Raw genomic sequence first — 13,603 nt, 5'->3', positions numbered from 1 at the left:
GGTCGGTGTGATGCGTCTTCGGTTGTCAGTGCAGGACGGCGAGCGGTCGCATGCGGGCGACCGGGCGCACGAGGCCGTGCCTCACCAGGACGTCGAGGGCGGCGTTGACGCCGTTGTCGTCGTAGTGGGTGGCGATCTCCGGTGCCGCGTCGTCGTACCGGAAGCGGCGGGTGTGGCGGCCGCGGGGGTCGTCGGCGGAGAGCCCGCGTCGCACCAGGTCGGAGACGACCGTGCCAGCGCCGTGGCACGCCGAGTGCAGGCTGTCGGCGGCGTGCTCGCCGGCGACGGCGAGGTAGCTGGACGTGCGGTGGGTGCCCGGTAGCAGGACGGCTTGGCCTGTGGTGGCGAACGTCGTCCCGGGCCGCATCATCTCGGCCGGGTATGCGCGACAGGCGTTGTGGCGGTGCACGACGCCGCGGTCTCCCGCTACGGGCTCCTCGTAGATGCTGTTGTGCGGCGAGTCGACGACCAGACGGCCGTCGGCGCCGCCGAAGCACTGGCCGGCCAGCCGCCTCAACGAGGCGTACGTCGACATCCGGAACGCGAAGCCGTAGTTCATGGCGGCCGCGTTGGCCAGCATCAGCCGCCGCCCCTCGGGACTGTCCAGCTCGAGCGGGGTGCAGCCGTCGGTGAAGTAGAGCGAGAGTCGCTGCCGCAGCTGCGCCAGCGAGCCCGGCGACCGCAGGTGGAACCACGGCTTCAGCACGGCGTTCACGGCGCGGATCTGGCGCGGGTAGTCCTTGCGCCGGAAGAACAGGCGGCCGAGCTCGCCGGCGAGGACGCCACCGCCGCCGTGGTACTGGATCGTCAGCTGGCCCTGGCGGACACCGAGCAGTGCGGCGCGGCCCGGATCCAGGATCTCCTCGACGCGCTGGAGCTCCACGAAGTGGTTGCTGGGTCCCACCGTGCCGAACCGGAACCGGGCCAGCTGGACCACGAGCTCGGGCAGCTCGCGGTCCAACCGGTCCATCCCCCCGTACGGCGCGAGATCGACTCGGCCCCCCTCCTCGATCCGCTCCAGGTCGTCGGGGGACGTCTCCCACCGCTCGACGGCGAACTCGGCTCCGCGCGCCGCCGCGCGGCGTACTTCCTTGCCCGTCAGCTCCTTGGCGCCACGCGTCGGGTACGGGTAGCGCTCACGCACGGCACGCATGAAGGCGTCGACGGCGCGCTCGTGCGGTGCCTCCGAGTCCACCGCGATCAGTGCCATCCCACAGTTGACCGACGACCCGGTGAGGTCCGGCCGGACCGTCCCGCGGGTGGCGACCGCCACGCTCGACGGGAGCTCCATCTTCGACTTGTGATGGAAGTCCGGTAGGACGACGGGAGGTGCGGCGAGGTCCGCGCCCTCGAGGCGATGATCCAGTGCCTCCAGCGTTTCGAGGCCGGCCGGGAGAAGACTGGCGTCATCGAACACCGATGGGGGAACCGGGCTGCCCTCGAGGACGCGGACGTGTGTGGGAGTGCTCATGTGCGATGCCTCTCAGAAGTCGTCGGGGTAGACGGCCCCCGCTGCCACGGCCGGGACCGGGAGGCCGGTCGCCGGCGCGTACTCCGGGACGAGCTGACGGAGATGCTCGATGACCTCGTCGGGTCGGTTGTGGCGCGCCGCGTCGTACAGCTCGTGCAGCCGGGCGCGGAAGCCCGCTCCCGGGCGGACCGGTCTGGTCCTGTTGATCCGCGGGTGGGCGGAGGGCTCGGGGCTCTCGCCGGCCCCGAACAGCTCCTCGTTGAGCTTCTCCCCGGCTCGCAGGCCGGTGAACTCGAACTCGACCTCGCGGACGTTCAACAGCCGCGCGAAGCTCTCGACGAGGTCCACGATCCGCACCGGGTTGCCCATGTCGAGGACGTACGTCGAGTCGCCGTCGGCCATCCGGGCGGCCTCGAGCACCAGCCCGACCGCCTCCTCGATGGTCATGAAGTAGCGCGTGACGTCGGGGTGCGTGACCGTGACCGGCGACCCACTGGCCAGCTGCTCACGGACGACGTGGAGCAAGGAGCCGCGGCTGCCCAGGACGTTGCCGAAGCGGACCGAGCACATCATCGTCTGCGAGCCCGCGTGCGCCCCCAGCACCATCTCCGCGAGCCGCTTGGTCGCCCCGAGCACGGAGGTGGGGTTGGCTGCCTTGTCGGTGGAGATGAGCACGAACCGCTCGACCTCGTGCGCGATCGCGGCCTCCACGAGGTTCTCGGTGCCGCTCACGTTGGACTTCACGCCCTCGCACGGGTGGCGCTCGAGGATCGGCAGGTGCTTGAGCGCGGCCGCGTGGAACACCACCTCGGGGCGGTGCTGCCGGAACACCTGGTGGAGGCGGTCGCGGTCGCGGATGTCGGCCACGACGACGGCGTCGCTGTCGAGCAGGCCCTGTCCCCACACGTCGAGCTGCAGGCGGTGCAGGTTGGACTCGTCGTGGTCGAGCATGGTCAGCGTCTCCGGCCCGAAGGCCGCGACCTGACGGCAGAGCTCGCTGCCGATGGAGCCCCCGGCGCCGGTGACCAGCACCCGCTTGCCGGTGATGACGTCGCACACGCCGGAGCTGGTCACGTGGATCTCGGGCCGACCGATGAGCGGCCCGATCTGCAGGGTGCGCATGTCGGTGCCGGCGACGTCGCGCTGGAGCGCGGTCAGGAACGGGGGCAGGTGCCGGACCGAGACGCCGAGCCCGGCGCAGCGCCGACCCAGCTCACGCACCCGTCGCACGGGCAGCGACGGGATCGCGACGACCACGACCTCGGCCTCGGTCGCGTCGATGACGTCCTCGAGGTCGGCCAGGCTGCCGACGACCGGGAGCCCGGAGACGGTGGTCCCGAGCTTGTCGGTGTCGTCGTCGAGGAAGCAGATCGGGGCCAACCCGAACGACGTGACGCGCTGGAGGTCCCGGCTGAGGGCGCGTCCCGCCTCCCCGGCACCGATGACGACGGTCCGGAGACCCGGCACCGGCGTCGGCGGCCGAGCAGGACTGATCAGAGTGACGGACATGTCTCACCTCGATGTGGGGAAGTTCCGAGAGCAGCGGCGACGGCCTCGCAGACGGCGTCCACCTGGTCGTCACGCAGGCGCGGGTACATCGGCAGCGACAGCAGCTGGTCGAACAGCCGGTCGGCCCCTGGCAGCCCTCCCGCCGGCAGGGTGCAGGACACCCGGAACCAGGAGAGCCGGTGGACCGGGATGAAGTGCACCGAGGTCGCGATCTCCTTCCCGGCGAGCTCGGCCTGGACGTGGTCCCGCAGCCCGTCCGCGACGCGGATCGGGTACAGGTGCCAGGCGTGCACGCCGTCCTCCGCACGCGGCCGGTGCGGCAGCCCGACGGCCGGCACCCCGGCCAGCCCGGCGTCGTACCGACGGGCGATGTCGCCTCTGCGCCTCTGCCAGTCCGGGAGAGCGTGCAGCTGTTCGCGTCCGATCGCGGCCTGGAGGTCGGTGAGGTTGGCCTTGAGTCCGGCCTCCTCGACGTCGTACCTCCAGCCGCCACCCGGCAGGTAGCGCCGCCACGCGTCCGCGGTCATGCCGTGCAGGCGGGCGCTGCGCATCCAGTCGGCTCGGTCGGGGTCGTCGGTGGTGATCATCCCGCCCTCGCCGATGGGCAGGTTCTTCGTCGCGTAGAAGCTGAAGCAGACCGCGGAGCCGGTGCCGACCGGTTCTCCGCGCCACGAGGTGCCGACGGCGTGGGCGGCGTCCTCGACGATGCGCTCCGGCGGGAGCCCTGCGGCCGCAGCCAGGGAGGCGGTGTCGACCGGGTCGCCGGCCCAGTGCACCACGACCATGGCTTCTGGTCGCACCGTCCCGGCCGCGCGTTCGACGGTCTCGGTCGTGGGGAGACCGGTCATCGCGTCGACGTCGACCAGGACCGGACGGAGGCCGGCGTGCAGGATCGCCTGGACGGCTCCACAGAACGTGAGCGTCGAGGTGAGCACGGCGGCTTGGTCCGGAAGGTGGAGCGACCGCAGGGCCAGTTCGATGCCGGCCGTGCACGACGAGACGGCCACCGCGTGGCTCGCCCCGACGGTGTCGGCGAACTCGGCCTCGAACAGCCCGACTTCGGGCCCGGACGTCACCCAGCCCGATGCCAGGACGCGGCCGGCCGCCTCTCGAGCGGCCGGCGTGATCCAGCAGTCCGCGAACGGAACCGCTGTCGTCCGCGCAGCACGGACGACTTCCCCCAGAACCATCTTCCCCCCAGTGGTTCAGCCCTGTCGCGAGGCTAGGAGCGCGGCCGAACCTCGGGCATCGCCCAGGGTGATGAGCGGGACTACGCAGTTCGTGCGAGTTCGGTCGGCCGGCGGGTGCCGCGACCGGGGAGGGCTCAGCCCTGGAGGCCCGACTCGCGGGCACGTGCCACGAGGGCGACCGTCGAGTGCACGTCGGCGCGCTGGTGGAGGTGCTGCACGTGCGTGCGCACGGTGTGCGGCGAGAGGAACAGCCGCTCCGCGATCCGGTCACGCGGAAGGCCCTGCACCAACAGCCGGAGGACGTCGAGCTCACGCGGCGACAGCGTGTCGAGGAACGACGCGGGCCGTGGTGTCGTGGCACCCGCCGCGACGAGCCGCTGGACCACCTCGCGGAGCGAGCGTCGTGGCAGCGACATGATGTGGTCGCGGGCGTCGACGGCCACCTCGACCAGGGCGTCGAAACCCTCGGCCTTCACCAGCCAGGCGTCCACGCCCGCTCGGAGGCCGGCGACGATCTCGTCGGGATCGCGGCTCGCGGACACCACGACCACGGTCGGGCGTGGGTCCAGCGCGGCGAGGTCGTCGAGGAGGTCGATGCCGCACTCGTCCCCGACCCGGTAGTCGAGGAGGGCCAGCCCACCGGCCAGCGCCCGGACGTGCGTGCGGGCCACGGCGAGCGAGTCGGCCAGGAAGACGCGCCGCACCTCGGTCTCGGCCTTCAGCCGCATCGCCAGCACCTCGGCGAAGACCTGGTGGTCGTCGACGATGAGGATGTCGACGTACGGCAGCACCTGCACGGTGGCGCTCATCGTCCGGTGCCGCCTCCCGCCGCGCGGACCAGACCCTGCTCGTGCGCACGTCGTACGGCCTCGACCCGGGTGTGGGCACCGAGCTTCGCGAGCACGTTGCGCACATGGCTCCGGACCGTGTGCTCGGAGACGCCCAGGCGATGCCGGATGTCGATGGTGGACGCGCCGGTGGCCATCAGGTCGAGCACCTCGTGTTCCCGCGTGGTGAGGCGCGGACCGTCGCCGTGTGCCGACGGGGACGGCATGGCCATCAGCCGGCGGATCGGCGCACCGGTCGCGATCCGCACGAGCGTCTCGTGGATCAGGGCCAGCTTCCAGGTCTTGTGCGCCACGGCCTGCACGGTGCCGTCCTCGAGGGCCGCGATGGCCTCCGGTGCGACGTCGCCGGTGAGCAGGACGACGTCGAGGGAGGGGTGGTTGCGGCGCAGGTCGCGCGCGAGGTCGAGGCTCTGCTCGTCACCGAACCAGAGGTCGAGGAGGCAGGCGTCGGGTGACTCACGCTCGATCAGCGCCGGTACGTCGTCGAGGGTGCGCGACGTGCCCGCGACGTCATGACCCAGGGAGTCCAGGGCGGTCGCGAGGGCGTCCAGGAACATCACGTGGTCGTCGCACACCACCAGTCTCATCGGGGTGCTCCTTCGACGCCGCGGACCAGAACGAGGCGGACGCGCGTGCCGGCGTCCGGGCCGCTGTGGATCTCCAGCCGGCCACGGGCTGACCGGACGAGATCGCTCACCGTCTGCATGCCCCGGCCGCTGCCGCGGGGGATCTGGCCGAACCCGCGGCCGTCGTCCGACACCTCGATCAGCACGTAGCCGTTCTCCGCCCAGGCCTGGACGGTCACATGGCCACCCTTGCCCGCCGCCCGAGCCGCGTTCTCCAGGAGGTTGCTCAGGGCGCGGTGCATGCTCTCGCGCTCCAGCTGGCAGACCAGCCCGTCCTCGTGGGCGACGCGCACGTGCAGGGTGGGGTGGCCGTGCCGGAAGATCGAGACGGACTCGTCGACCAGCTCCCCGATGTCCACGGGCGTCGAGCCCGCTGCCTCCGCCTCGACGTCGACGATCGCCGACAGCTGCTTGAACAGCATCCGCCCCGTCTTCAAGCGTGAGCGCAGCTCCTCCTCCAGGAGCGCGTCCTCGTCGTCGCACAGCAACATGCCGGTTGCGACGTACTGCTTCAGGTCGTGCAGAAGGTTGCGCAGGTGGTCCCCCTCCGAGGCCACATGTTCAACATCTCTCCCCGTCATGCCTACCCCGTGATGTGTCGAGTGTCTGCCGCCGCGCGCGCAGTCGTCACGCCGGCGCGCGGTCTTCTTGGTCGAGTCGCGGCTCTTCTCAGCCGCACGCCCCGTTCACGCCCGTACCCCTGCGAGGCCGGACCAGCGGCGGCCCCGTAGAAGATTGCAAGCGCATCGGATCTCGCTCGGCGAGTCCGGCCCTGGAACATCACTCAATGTTCCTTCCCCCCATTTCCCTGTTGTCGTCGTGGGTCTTCCAACACCACGAGGGCCCGAGACCGTGTGCTCTGTGCGGCGCCCCGTGCGCCAGGGGGGAACGTCGGGGACGCTACCACTAGGTACGCGAGGCGTAACCCGAGGCAGATCCAGCGCGACGGGACCATTTTTCCCGGTCCAACTGAGCCACGAGGACCCAGGTGGCGGCGGCGACGACCAACCCGGCACCCAGCATGTGCAGCATGACGACGCCGACCGGGAGCCCGGCGAAGTACTGGACGAAGCCGACGATCGCCTGCAGCACCTCGACCGCGGCCAGTGCCGTCACCGGCCGGGTGTCGCCGCCGGTGGCGCGGAGTGCGAACCACATCCCGACGGTGAGGCCGATCAGCAGGAAGACCAGGTCGGCGTGGAACTGGCTGACGTCGAGGGGGTCGAGCCCGTTGCGCGGTGAGCTGGCGTCGCCGGCGTGCGGTCCCGAGCCCGTGACAACGGTGCCCGCGTAGAGCACCAGCCAGGTCACGCCGTACGTCGACCAGGCGAGGGCGGAGACGACACCGGTGGCCGGCGGAGACGGTGGGTGGTCGAGGCGGTGCAGGAAGAGCACGGCGATCGACACGATCACCAGAGAGATCACCAGGTGCAGCGAGACGACCCACGGGTTGAGGTCGGTGAGCACGGTGATGCCGCCGAGCACCGCCTGGGCCGGGATCGCGAAGGCGAGCACCACCGAGAGACGCAACAGGTCCGGCCGGCCGAGCTGGCGCGCGTCCTGGCGCGCGGCCACGAACGTCGCGACCGCGATGGCGACCAGCACGAAGGTCAGCGTCCGGTTCCCGAACTCCACCAGCTGGTGCGGGCCGATGGTGCCGTGCGGGGTGAAGGACGAGTCGGTGCACCGCGGCCAGGTGGGGCAGCCCAGACCCGAACCGGTGAGACGCACCGCGCCGCCGGTGACGATCAGCAGGATGTTCGCCACGAGGGTGGCCCACGCCAACCGCCGCAGCCACGGACTCACACCCACCGGCTCACTCCCATCGGAAGGTCCTTGCCGTCAGGGCGGTGCCGAGCGCACCCCAGAGCACGAGCACGCCGAGGTCTCGCCAGGCGACGCCGCCGTGGAGGCAGGCGGACCGCATCGCGCCGCCGAGGGCGCCGGAGGGGAGCCATTCGGTGACGTGGCCGAAGGCGCCGTACGACGAGCTGGGCAGCACGACCGCTCCGCCCGCGAGGAGGAGCAGGTAGACGAGGTTCGCGGCGGCGAGCGTTGCCTCGGCCCGGAGCACCCCGGAGACGAACAGGCCGAGGGCGGCGAACGTGCCGGTGCCCAACACCAGGGCCAGCACGGCGCCGACCGCCCCACTCGCGGGGTCCCAGCCGAGGAGCAGCCCGACCACGGAGATCACCGCCACCTGGAGCGCTTCGACCACGAGCAGCCCGCCGACCTTGCCGGCGAGGAGGCCGGAGCGGGGGAGGGGCGAGGACCCGAGCCGCTTGATCACGCCGTACCGGCGCTCGAACCCGGTGGCGATCGCCAGCGAGGTGAACGCCGTCGACATCACCGCCAGAGCGAGGACGCCAGGAGTGAGGACGTCGACCGGCCGGTCGGCGAGACCGAGATCGACGTGGTCGGCCCCTTTCACGCCACCGGTCAGCACGATGACCGGGATCACCACGGCGAGCAGTAGCTGCTCGCCGTTGCGCAGCATCAGCTTGGCCTCCATCGCGGCCTGGGCGGCCACCATCCGCGGGAACGGCGCGGCGCCGGGATGTGGCGACAGGTCGAGCGCGCTCATGAGGCCATCTGTCGTCCGGTCAGCTCGAGGAACACGTCCTCGAGCGTGCGCTGCCCCAGGGTCAGCGACTCGGGCAGCACGTCGTTGTCCTCGCACCACCGCGAGACCACGGCCAGGCTCGACGCGTCGGCCGGTCCGGTGACCACGATGCTGAGCTCGTCGAGCAGGGTGACCTCCACCCGGTTGCCCAGCGCGCTGCGCAGCGAGTCGGGGGCGTCCGGAGGGAAGGGCTTGGTGACGACCAGCCGGATGGTCGCGGAGGCCCCGCCCCGGGTGAGTTCCAGCGGCGTCCCGCTCGCGATCAGGCGTCCGTGGTCGATGATGTGGATGCGGTCCGCCAGCCGCTCGGCCTCGTCCATGTAGTGGGTCGTCAGCACGACCGTGACCCCGGCGACGCGCAGCTCCTCGAGCAGCCCCCAGGTGGCACGCCGGGCGGCGGGATCCATTCCGGCCGTCGGCTCGTCGACGAACGCGATCTCCGGCCGCCCGACGATCGCCATCGCCAGCCCGAGCCTCTGCTGCTGGCCGCCCGAGAGACGCCGGTACGGCGTGCGGCCGCACTCGCCCAGCCCGAGCCGCTCCGAGAGCGCGCCGAGGTCGAGCGGATGGGCGTGCAGCCGCGCGACGTGTCGCAGCATCTCGTCGGCCCGGACGCCGCTCCACGCGCCGCCACCCTGCAGCATGACGCCGATCCGGGGGAGCAGGGCGTGCCGGTCGGCCATCGGGTCGAGCCCGAGGACCCGCACCGACCCCGCATGCGGCCGGCGGTACCCCTCCGCGGTCTCGAGCGTGGTCGTCTTTCCGGCACCGTTCGGCCCCAGGACCGCCGTGATCGTGCCTCGCTCGACGTCCATCGACAGCCCGTCGACGGCGACCTTCTCGCCGTACCGCATGACGAGCCCGTCGATCTCGACGGCCGGGGAAGGCGCTGACACGCGGCAAGTCTAGGAACCTGGTCAGGCCTCGACCATGTCGGGCTCCTCGCCCTCGTTGCTCAACCCGTCGAAGGCCGTCGGCGGCTCGCGCCACACGTCCGACCGGGGGTTCTGGATCTCGCGCCAGACCCGCTGGGCTGTGCACGGCAGGTCGATGTGCTTGACGCCCAGGTGCTTGAGCGCGTCGACCACTGCGTTCTGCACCGCGGGGGTCGAGCCGATCGTCGCGGACTCGCCGATGCCCTTCGCGCCGATCGGGTTCACCGGTGTCGGAGTCTCGGTGTTCGACGCCTCGAGGGTGATGCCGTCGGCGGCGGTGGGGAGGGCGTAGTCGGCGAACGAGCTGGTGATCGGCGTGCCGTACTCGTCGTACACCATCTCCTCCCAGAGGGCCTGGCTGATTCCCTGGAGCCCGCCGCCGTGCTGCTGCCCGGCCACGATCAGCGGGTTGACGATCCGCCCGCAGTCGTCGACCAGGACGTGCCGCAGCGGCCGCACCTGCCCCGTCTCGGTGTCCACCTCCACGATCGAGACGTGGGCGCCGAACGGGAACGTCGCGCCGTCCTGCGTGTAGTCGGTGTCGACCCCCAGACCACCGTCGTGCTCGTGGGCGTACGCCGCGAGGCCGGGCCAGGAGATGCGGTTGCCCGGGACGCCGGCGACGCCGAAGCCGTCGTCGTCGAGCACGACGTCCTCCGGGTTGGCCTCGAGCATCCGCGCGGCGACGGCGAGAGCCTTCTCGCGCGTCTCGCCGGCCGCCTTGCGGACGGCATTCCCGCCGAGCTGGAGCGATCGCGACCCACCGGTGCCGCCCCCGGTGCGGACCATCGCGGTGTCGGACTGCCGGTAGTCGATCCGCTCGAGCGGGATGCCGAGGATGTCGGAGGCGATCATCGAGAACGACGTCGCGTGGCCCTGGCCGTGCGCGGACGTGCCGGCCATCACGGTGGCCGAGCCGTCCTCGTGGATCTGGACCGAGCCGAACTCCGAGCCGCCGAAGCCGGTGATCTCGACGTACGTCGCCATCCCGATGCCGAGCAGCCTGGTCTCGCCGGCCTCGATCCGTCGCCGCTGCTCCGCCCTTGCCTCGTCGACGTCGGCGATGCGAAGTGCCTCCTGGAGGGGGAGCTCGTAGTTCCCGATGTCGTAGGTCTGGCCGGTCATGGTCCGGTACGGGAAGGCGTCCTTGGGGATCAGGTTCGTCCGGCGGATCTCCTCGGGCCGGATGCCGAGCTCCTGGGCGGCCACGTCGATGGCCCGCTCCATCGCGGCCGCCGCCTCGGGGCGACCGGCCCCCCGGAACGCCCCCACCGGTGAGGTGTTGGTCAGCACGCCCATCGCGTCGAAGCGCAGCCGCGGCACGACGTACGGTCCCGGCGCCATGATGAACGTCGGGCCGACCGCGAGCGCGCCGCCGAAGCCGGCGTACGCCCCGCACTCGCCGAGGATGCGCATCCGGAGCCCGGTGATGGTGCCGTCGTTCTTGACGCCGAGCTCGACGTACTGCACCTGGCCGCGGCCCTGCATCGAGAGCATCGCCTCGCTGCGCGTCTCGACCCACTTCACCGGCCGGCCGAGCTTGCGCGCGGCGATCGCGATCGCCGCGTGATCGGGGCCCGTGCCGGCCTTGCCGCCGAACGCCCCGCCGACGTGCGGCGCGACCACCCGCACGTGCTCCTCGTCGACGCCGAGCGCCTTGGCGAGCAGCTCCTTGGCGAGGTGCGGGTGCTGGGTCGACACCCAGGCCTCCACACCGGCCTCGGTCGGCCGGACCAGGATCGCGTTGCCCTCGATCGGGGCCACCGCGATCCGCTGGTTGACCATCCGGACACGCGTCACGTGGTCGGCGTCGTCAAGGACGTCCTCGGTCTGGTTCTTCGCGGCGCGGAACGTCGCGATGTTGGAGCCGATCTCCTCGAACTGGAGCGGGGCGCCCTCGGCCAGCGCGTCCTCCACGTCGGTCACCGCCGGCAGGTCGTCGTAGTCAACGTCGACCAGCTCGGCGGCGTCCATCGCCTGCGCCCGCGTCTCCGCGATCACCAGCGCGACCGGGTCGCCGACGTACCGCACCTTGTCGACGGCGAGGGCCGCCCGTGGCGCCAGCTTGTTCACCTCCGCGAAGCTCGGCAGCCCGTCCCGGCCGAGGTCGTCGGCGGTGTAGACAGCGAGGACGCCGTCGGAGGCGGCCGCCTCGCTCGTGTCGATGCCCGTGACGCGGGCGTGGGCGAACGGGCTGCGGACGAAGATCGCGTGCGCGACCCCGTCGTCGTCGAGGTTGTCGACGAAGGTGCCCTGCCCGAGCAGGAGCTCCCGGTCCTCGACGCGGCGTACCTCGGTCCCAAGGATCGATCCCGGCATGCGGCTCACCCTACGCCCGAACCGGCGACGCTCTCCGGTAGGCCTGCGATGGTCAGCCAGGCCATCCGAGGACCGGACGCCGGAGCGCGCGCCGGGTGAGCAGCAGGCTGACTCCGCCGAGTGTCAGTGCCGGCACCCAGGCCACCGCCGCCTTCACGGTGACCGCCGCGAGCGCCGCCTGCCACGGGATCCCCAGGACGACGAGGGCGGCGACGAGGGCTCCGTCGCGGGGACTGGCGCCGTTCGGTCCCGGGATGGCGCCGGCGACCTGGCTGGCGCCGAAGGCGCCGAGCAGCGCCAGCGGCCCGAGGTCGTGCCCGGTCGCGTCCACCGTGCCCATCAGCAGGGCCGCAATGGTCAGCTGGTAGCCGATCGAGAGGACGAAGGCCTGAGCCAGGCGACGCGGCGGGGGGAGCGGGCGCCGGGGGAGCAGGTCCGGACGCACCCGGCGTACGACGAAGGCGGCACCCAGCGCGAGCAGGGCGACGCCGCCCGCGACGAGGGCGAACGGAAGGGGAAGCGACGTACCGGCCAAGGCGGCGAAGATCACCAGGCCCACGGCGCCCACCAGCCGGTCGGTGCCAACGCTGAGCACCGCGTCGCCGCGGCCGAGCCCGGTGCGGGTGAGCCGGTGGACCCGCCACACGTCCGACCCGACATGGCCGGGTGTGAGGAGTCCGAGCAGCTCGCCCTCGGCGTACGCCCGGAGGTGCCACCACCGGCCCCGGTGGCCGGGGGTGAGCGCTCGCCATCGCAAGGGACACAGCACGTACTTGCCGACGAGCCACGGCACGACCCCGAGCACCACCGGGTCGGGGTTCACGTGCGGCAGCCGCGGCAGCGTGAGGGCGGGCACGAGCAGGCTCACCGCAAGCCCGACGAGGAGGACGGTCCTCGAGTAGACGAGGGAGCGCAGGTGCATGGAGACCTCGGGCGGGACGTTCGGCTGCGCTCTCGAGTGAAGCGCGGATGTGTCCTTCCAGGTACCCGTTTCGCGACGGCAGTCAGGCAGGGTGCAGGTTCGCGAATGGTTAGGAGACCCTTACTTGAACCGGCCGAACCATTAACGGCACACTGGCGTTGTGGAATTCGAGGGCCGCTCCAGCAGCGCCGTGACCGACGACCAGCCGACGCGTGAGCGCGTCGTGCGGTCGATCCTGGTCAACGGACCTTCGACCGCCGCCGACCTCGCCGAGCGGCTCGCGCTCACACCGGCCGCCGTACGCCGTCACCTCGACCACCTGATCGGCCAGGGAGCGCTCGAGGCGCGCGACCCGCGACCGACCGCGACCCGCGGGCGGGGTCGCCCGGCGAAGGTCTTCGCGATCACCGAGACCGGCCGCGACCACTTCGACCAGCAGTACGACGACCTCGCTGTCCAGGCGCTCCGCTACCTCGCGGAGACCGGGGGCGACGAGGCGGTGCTGGAGTTCGCGCGGCGCCGGGTCGCGTTCATCGAGCGCGACTACGAGACGGTGATCGCCGCCGACCCCGACCTGAGCCCGGCCGAGGCGCTGGCGCGAGTCCTCTCCAGCGAGGGGTACGCCGCATCCGTGCGCTCGCTGCCCCTGCTCGACGGGCTGGCCGCGGCCGAGCAGCTGTGCCAGCAGCACTGCCCGGTGTCCCACGTCGCCCAGGAATTTCCACAGCTGTGCGAGGCCGAGACCGAAGCCATCGGTCGGGTACTGGGCCGTCACGTGCAGCGGCTGGCGACCATCGCCCACGGCGACGGCGTCTGCACGACCTGTATCCCCCACCCAGAGAGGATCTCCACGTGACCTCCATCGCTGAGTCTGATGGCTCGACCAAGGTCGAGCAGCTCAACCCGGAGCTGAAGGGTCTGCGCGAGCGGTACAAGTTCGGCTGGGCCGACCGTGACGAGGCCGGCGCAGCGGCGAAGCGCGGCCTGAACGAGGAGGTCGTGCGCGACATCTCGTCGAAGAAGGGCGAGCCGCAGTGGATGCTCGACCTGCGGCTGAAGGGCCTGAAGCTCTTCAGTCGCAAGCCGCTGCCCACCTGGGGCTCCGACCTCACGGCGATCGACTTCGACAACATCAAGTACTTCGTCCGCTCCACTGAGAA

At 71.7% G+C, this 13,603-nt stretch carries 12 protein-coding genes and 1 pseudogene; 2 read left to right on the top strand and 11 right to left on the bottom strand.

Features of this window, described 5'->3' with window-relative positions:
• Positions 1-25 precede the first annotated feature (25 nt).
• The 11 genes from VGK78_RS18930 to VGK78_RS18880 all read right to left on the bottom strand — a co-directional run bounded on the left by VGK78_RS18930 (position 26) and on the right by VGK78_RS18880 (position 12,443).
• Entirely contained in the window at positions 26-1,471 is a 1,446-nt protein-coding gene (locus VGK78_RS18930) for an RtcB family protein (RefSeq protein ID WP_331529291.1), read from the bottom strand.
• Between the two features lie 12 nt (positions 1,472-1,483).
• Entirely contained in the window at positions 1,484-2,980 is a 1,497-nt protein-coding gene (locus VGK78_RS18925) for a nucleoside-diphosphate sugar epimerase/dehydratase (RefSeq protein WP_331529290.1), read from the bottom strand.
• Positions 2,965-4,170 carry a DegT/DnrJ/EryC1/StrS aminotransferase family protein gene (locus VGK78_RS18920; protein ID WP_331529289.1) on the bottom strand — a complete coding sequence of 402 codons (1,206 nt, stop codon included), beginning with the start codon at positions 4,168-4,170 and terminating at the stop codon, positions 2,965-2,967. The genes VGK78_RS18925 and VGK78_RS18920 overlap by 16 nt, the downstream gene beginning before the upstream one ends.
• A gap of 134 nt (positions 4,171-4,304) precedes the next feature.
• Positions 4,305-4,979 carry a response regulator transcription factor gene (locus tag VGK78_RS18915; RefSeq protein ID WP_331529288.1) on the bottom strand — a complete coding sequence of 225 codons (675 nt, stop codon included), beginning with the start codon at positions 4,977-4,979 and terminating at the stop codon, positions 4,305-4,307.
• Positions 4,976-5,605, bottom strand: coding sequence for a response regulator transcription factor (locus VGK78_RS18910; RefSeq protein ID WP_331529287.1), 630 nt, complete (start codon positions 5,603-5,605; stop codon positions 4,976-4,978). The genes VGK78_RS18915 and VGK78_RS18910 overlap by 4 nt, the downstream gene beginning before the upstream one ends.
• On the bottom strand, positions 5,602-6,201 hold the full coding sequence (locus VGK78_RS18905; RefSeq protein ID WP_331529286.1) for a sensor histidine kinase: 600 nt from the start codon (positions 6,199-6,201) through the stop codon (positions 5,602-5,604). The genes VGK78_RS18910 and VGK78_RS18905 overlap by 4 nt, the downstream gene beginning before the upstream one ends.
• Positions 6,202-6,550: 349 nt before the next feature.
• On the bottom strand, positions 6,551-7,456 hold the full coding sequence (locus VGK78_RS18900) for a COX15/CtaA family protein (RefSeq protein WP_331529285.1): 906 nt from the start codon (positions 7,454-7,456) through the stop codon (positions 6,551-6,553).
• Between the two features lie 4 nt (positions 7,457-7,460).
• Positions 7,461-8,228, bottom strand: coding sequence for an ABC transporter permease (locus tag VGK78_RS18895; protein WP_331529284.1), 768 nt, complete (start codon positions 8,226-8,228; stop codon positions 7,461-7,463).
• Positions 8,225-9,163 carry an ABC transporter ATP-binding protein gene (locus VGK78_RS18890; RefSeq protein WP_331529283.1) on the bottom strand — a complete coding sequence of 313 codons (939 nt, stop codon included), beginning with the start codon at positions 9,161-9,163 and terminating at the stop codon, positions 8,225-8,227. Before VGK78_RS18890 ends, VGK78_RS18895 begins: the two co-directional genes overlap by 4 nt.
• A 21-nt stretch (positions 9,164-9,184) precedes the next feature.
• Positions 9,185-11,521, bottom strand: coding sequence for a xanthine dehydrogenase family protein molybdopterin-binding subunit (locus VGK78_RS18885; RefSeq protein WP_331529282.1), 2,337 nt, complete (start codon positions 11,519-11,521; stop codon positions 9,185-9,187).
• Positions 11,522-11,573: 52 nt separating this feature from the next.
• The gene (locus VGK78_RS18880; RefSeq protein WP_331529281.1) at positions 11,574-12,443 is read right to left on the bottom strand and encodes a lysylphosphatidylglycerol synthase domain-containing protein; all 870 of its coding nucleotides are present in this window, start codon (positions 12,441-12,443) and stop codon (positions 11,574-11,576) included.
• A gap of 160 nt (positions 12,444-12,603) precedes the next feature.
• Here VGK78_RS18880 and VGK78_RS18875 point away from each other — a divergent pair, with 160 nt between their 5' ends.
• On the top strand, positions 12,604-13,299 hold the full coding sequence (locus tag VGK78_RS18875) for a helix-turn-helix transcriptional regulator (RefSeq protein ID WP_331529280.1): 696 nt from the start codon (positions 12,604-12,606) through the stop codon (positions 13,297-13,299).
• A gap of 53 nt (positions 13,300-13,352) precedes the next feature.
• A pseudogene (locus tag VGK78_RS18870) lies at positions 13,353-13,603 on the top strand (Fe-S cluster assembly protein SufB); the annotation flags it as partial.

The organism is Nocardioides sp. (assembly GCF_036503465.1).
Taxonomy (GTDB): domain Bacteria; phylum Actinomycetota; class Actinomycetes; order Propionibacteriales; family Nocardioidaceae; genus Nocardioides.
This window is presented reverse-complemented; position numbering and strand designations above follow the sequence as displayed.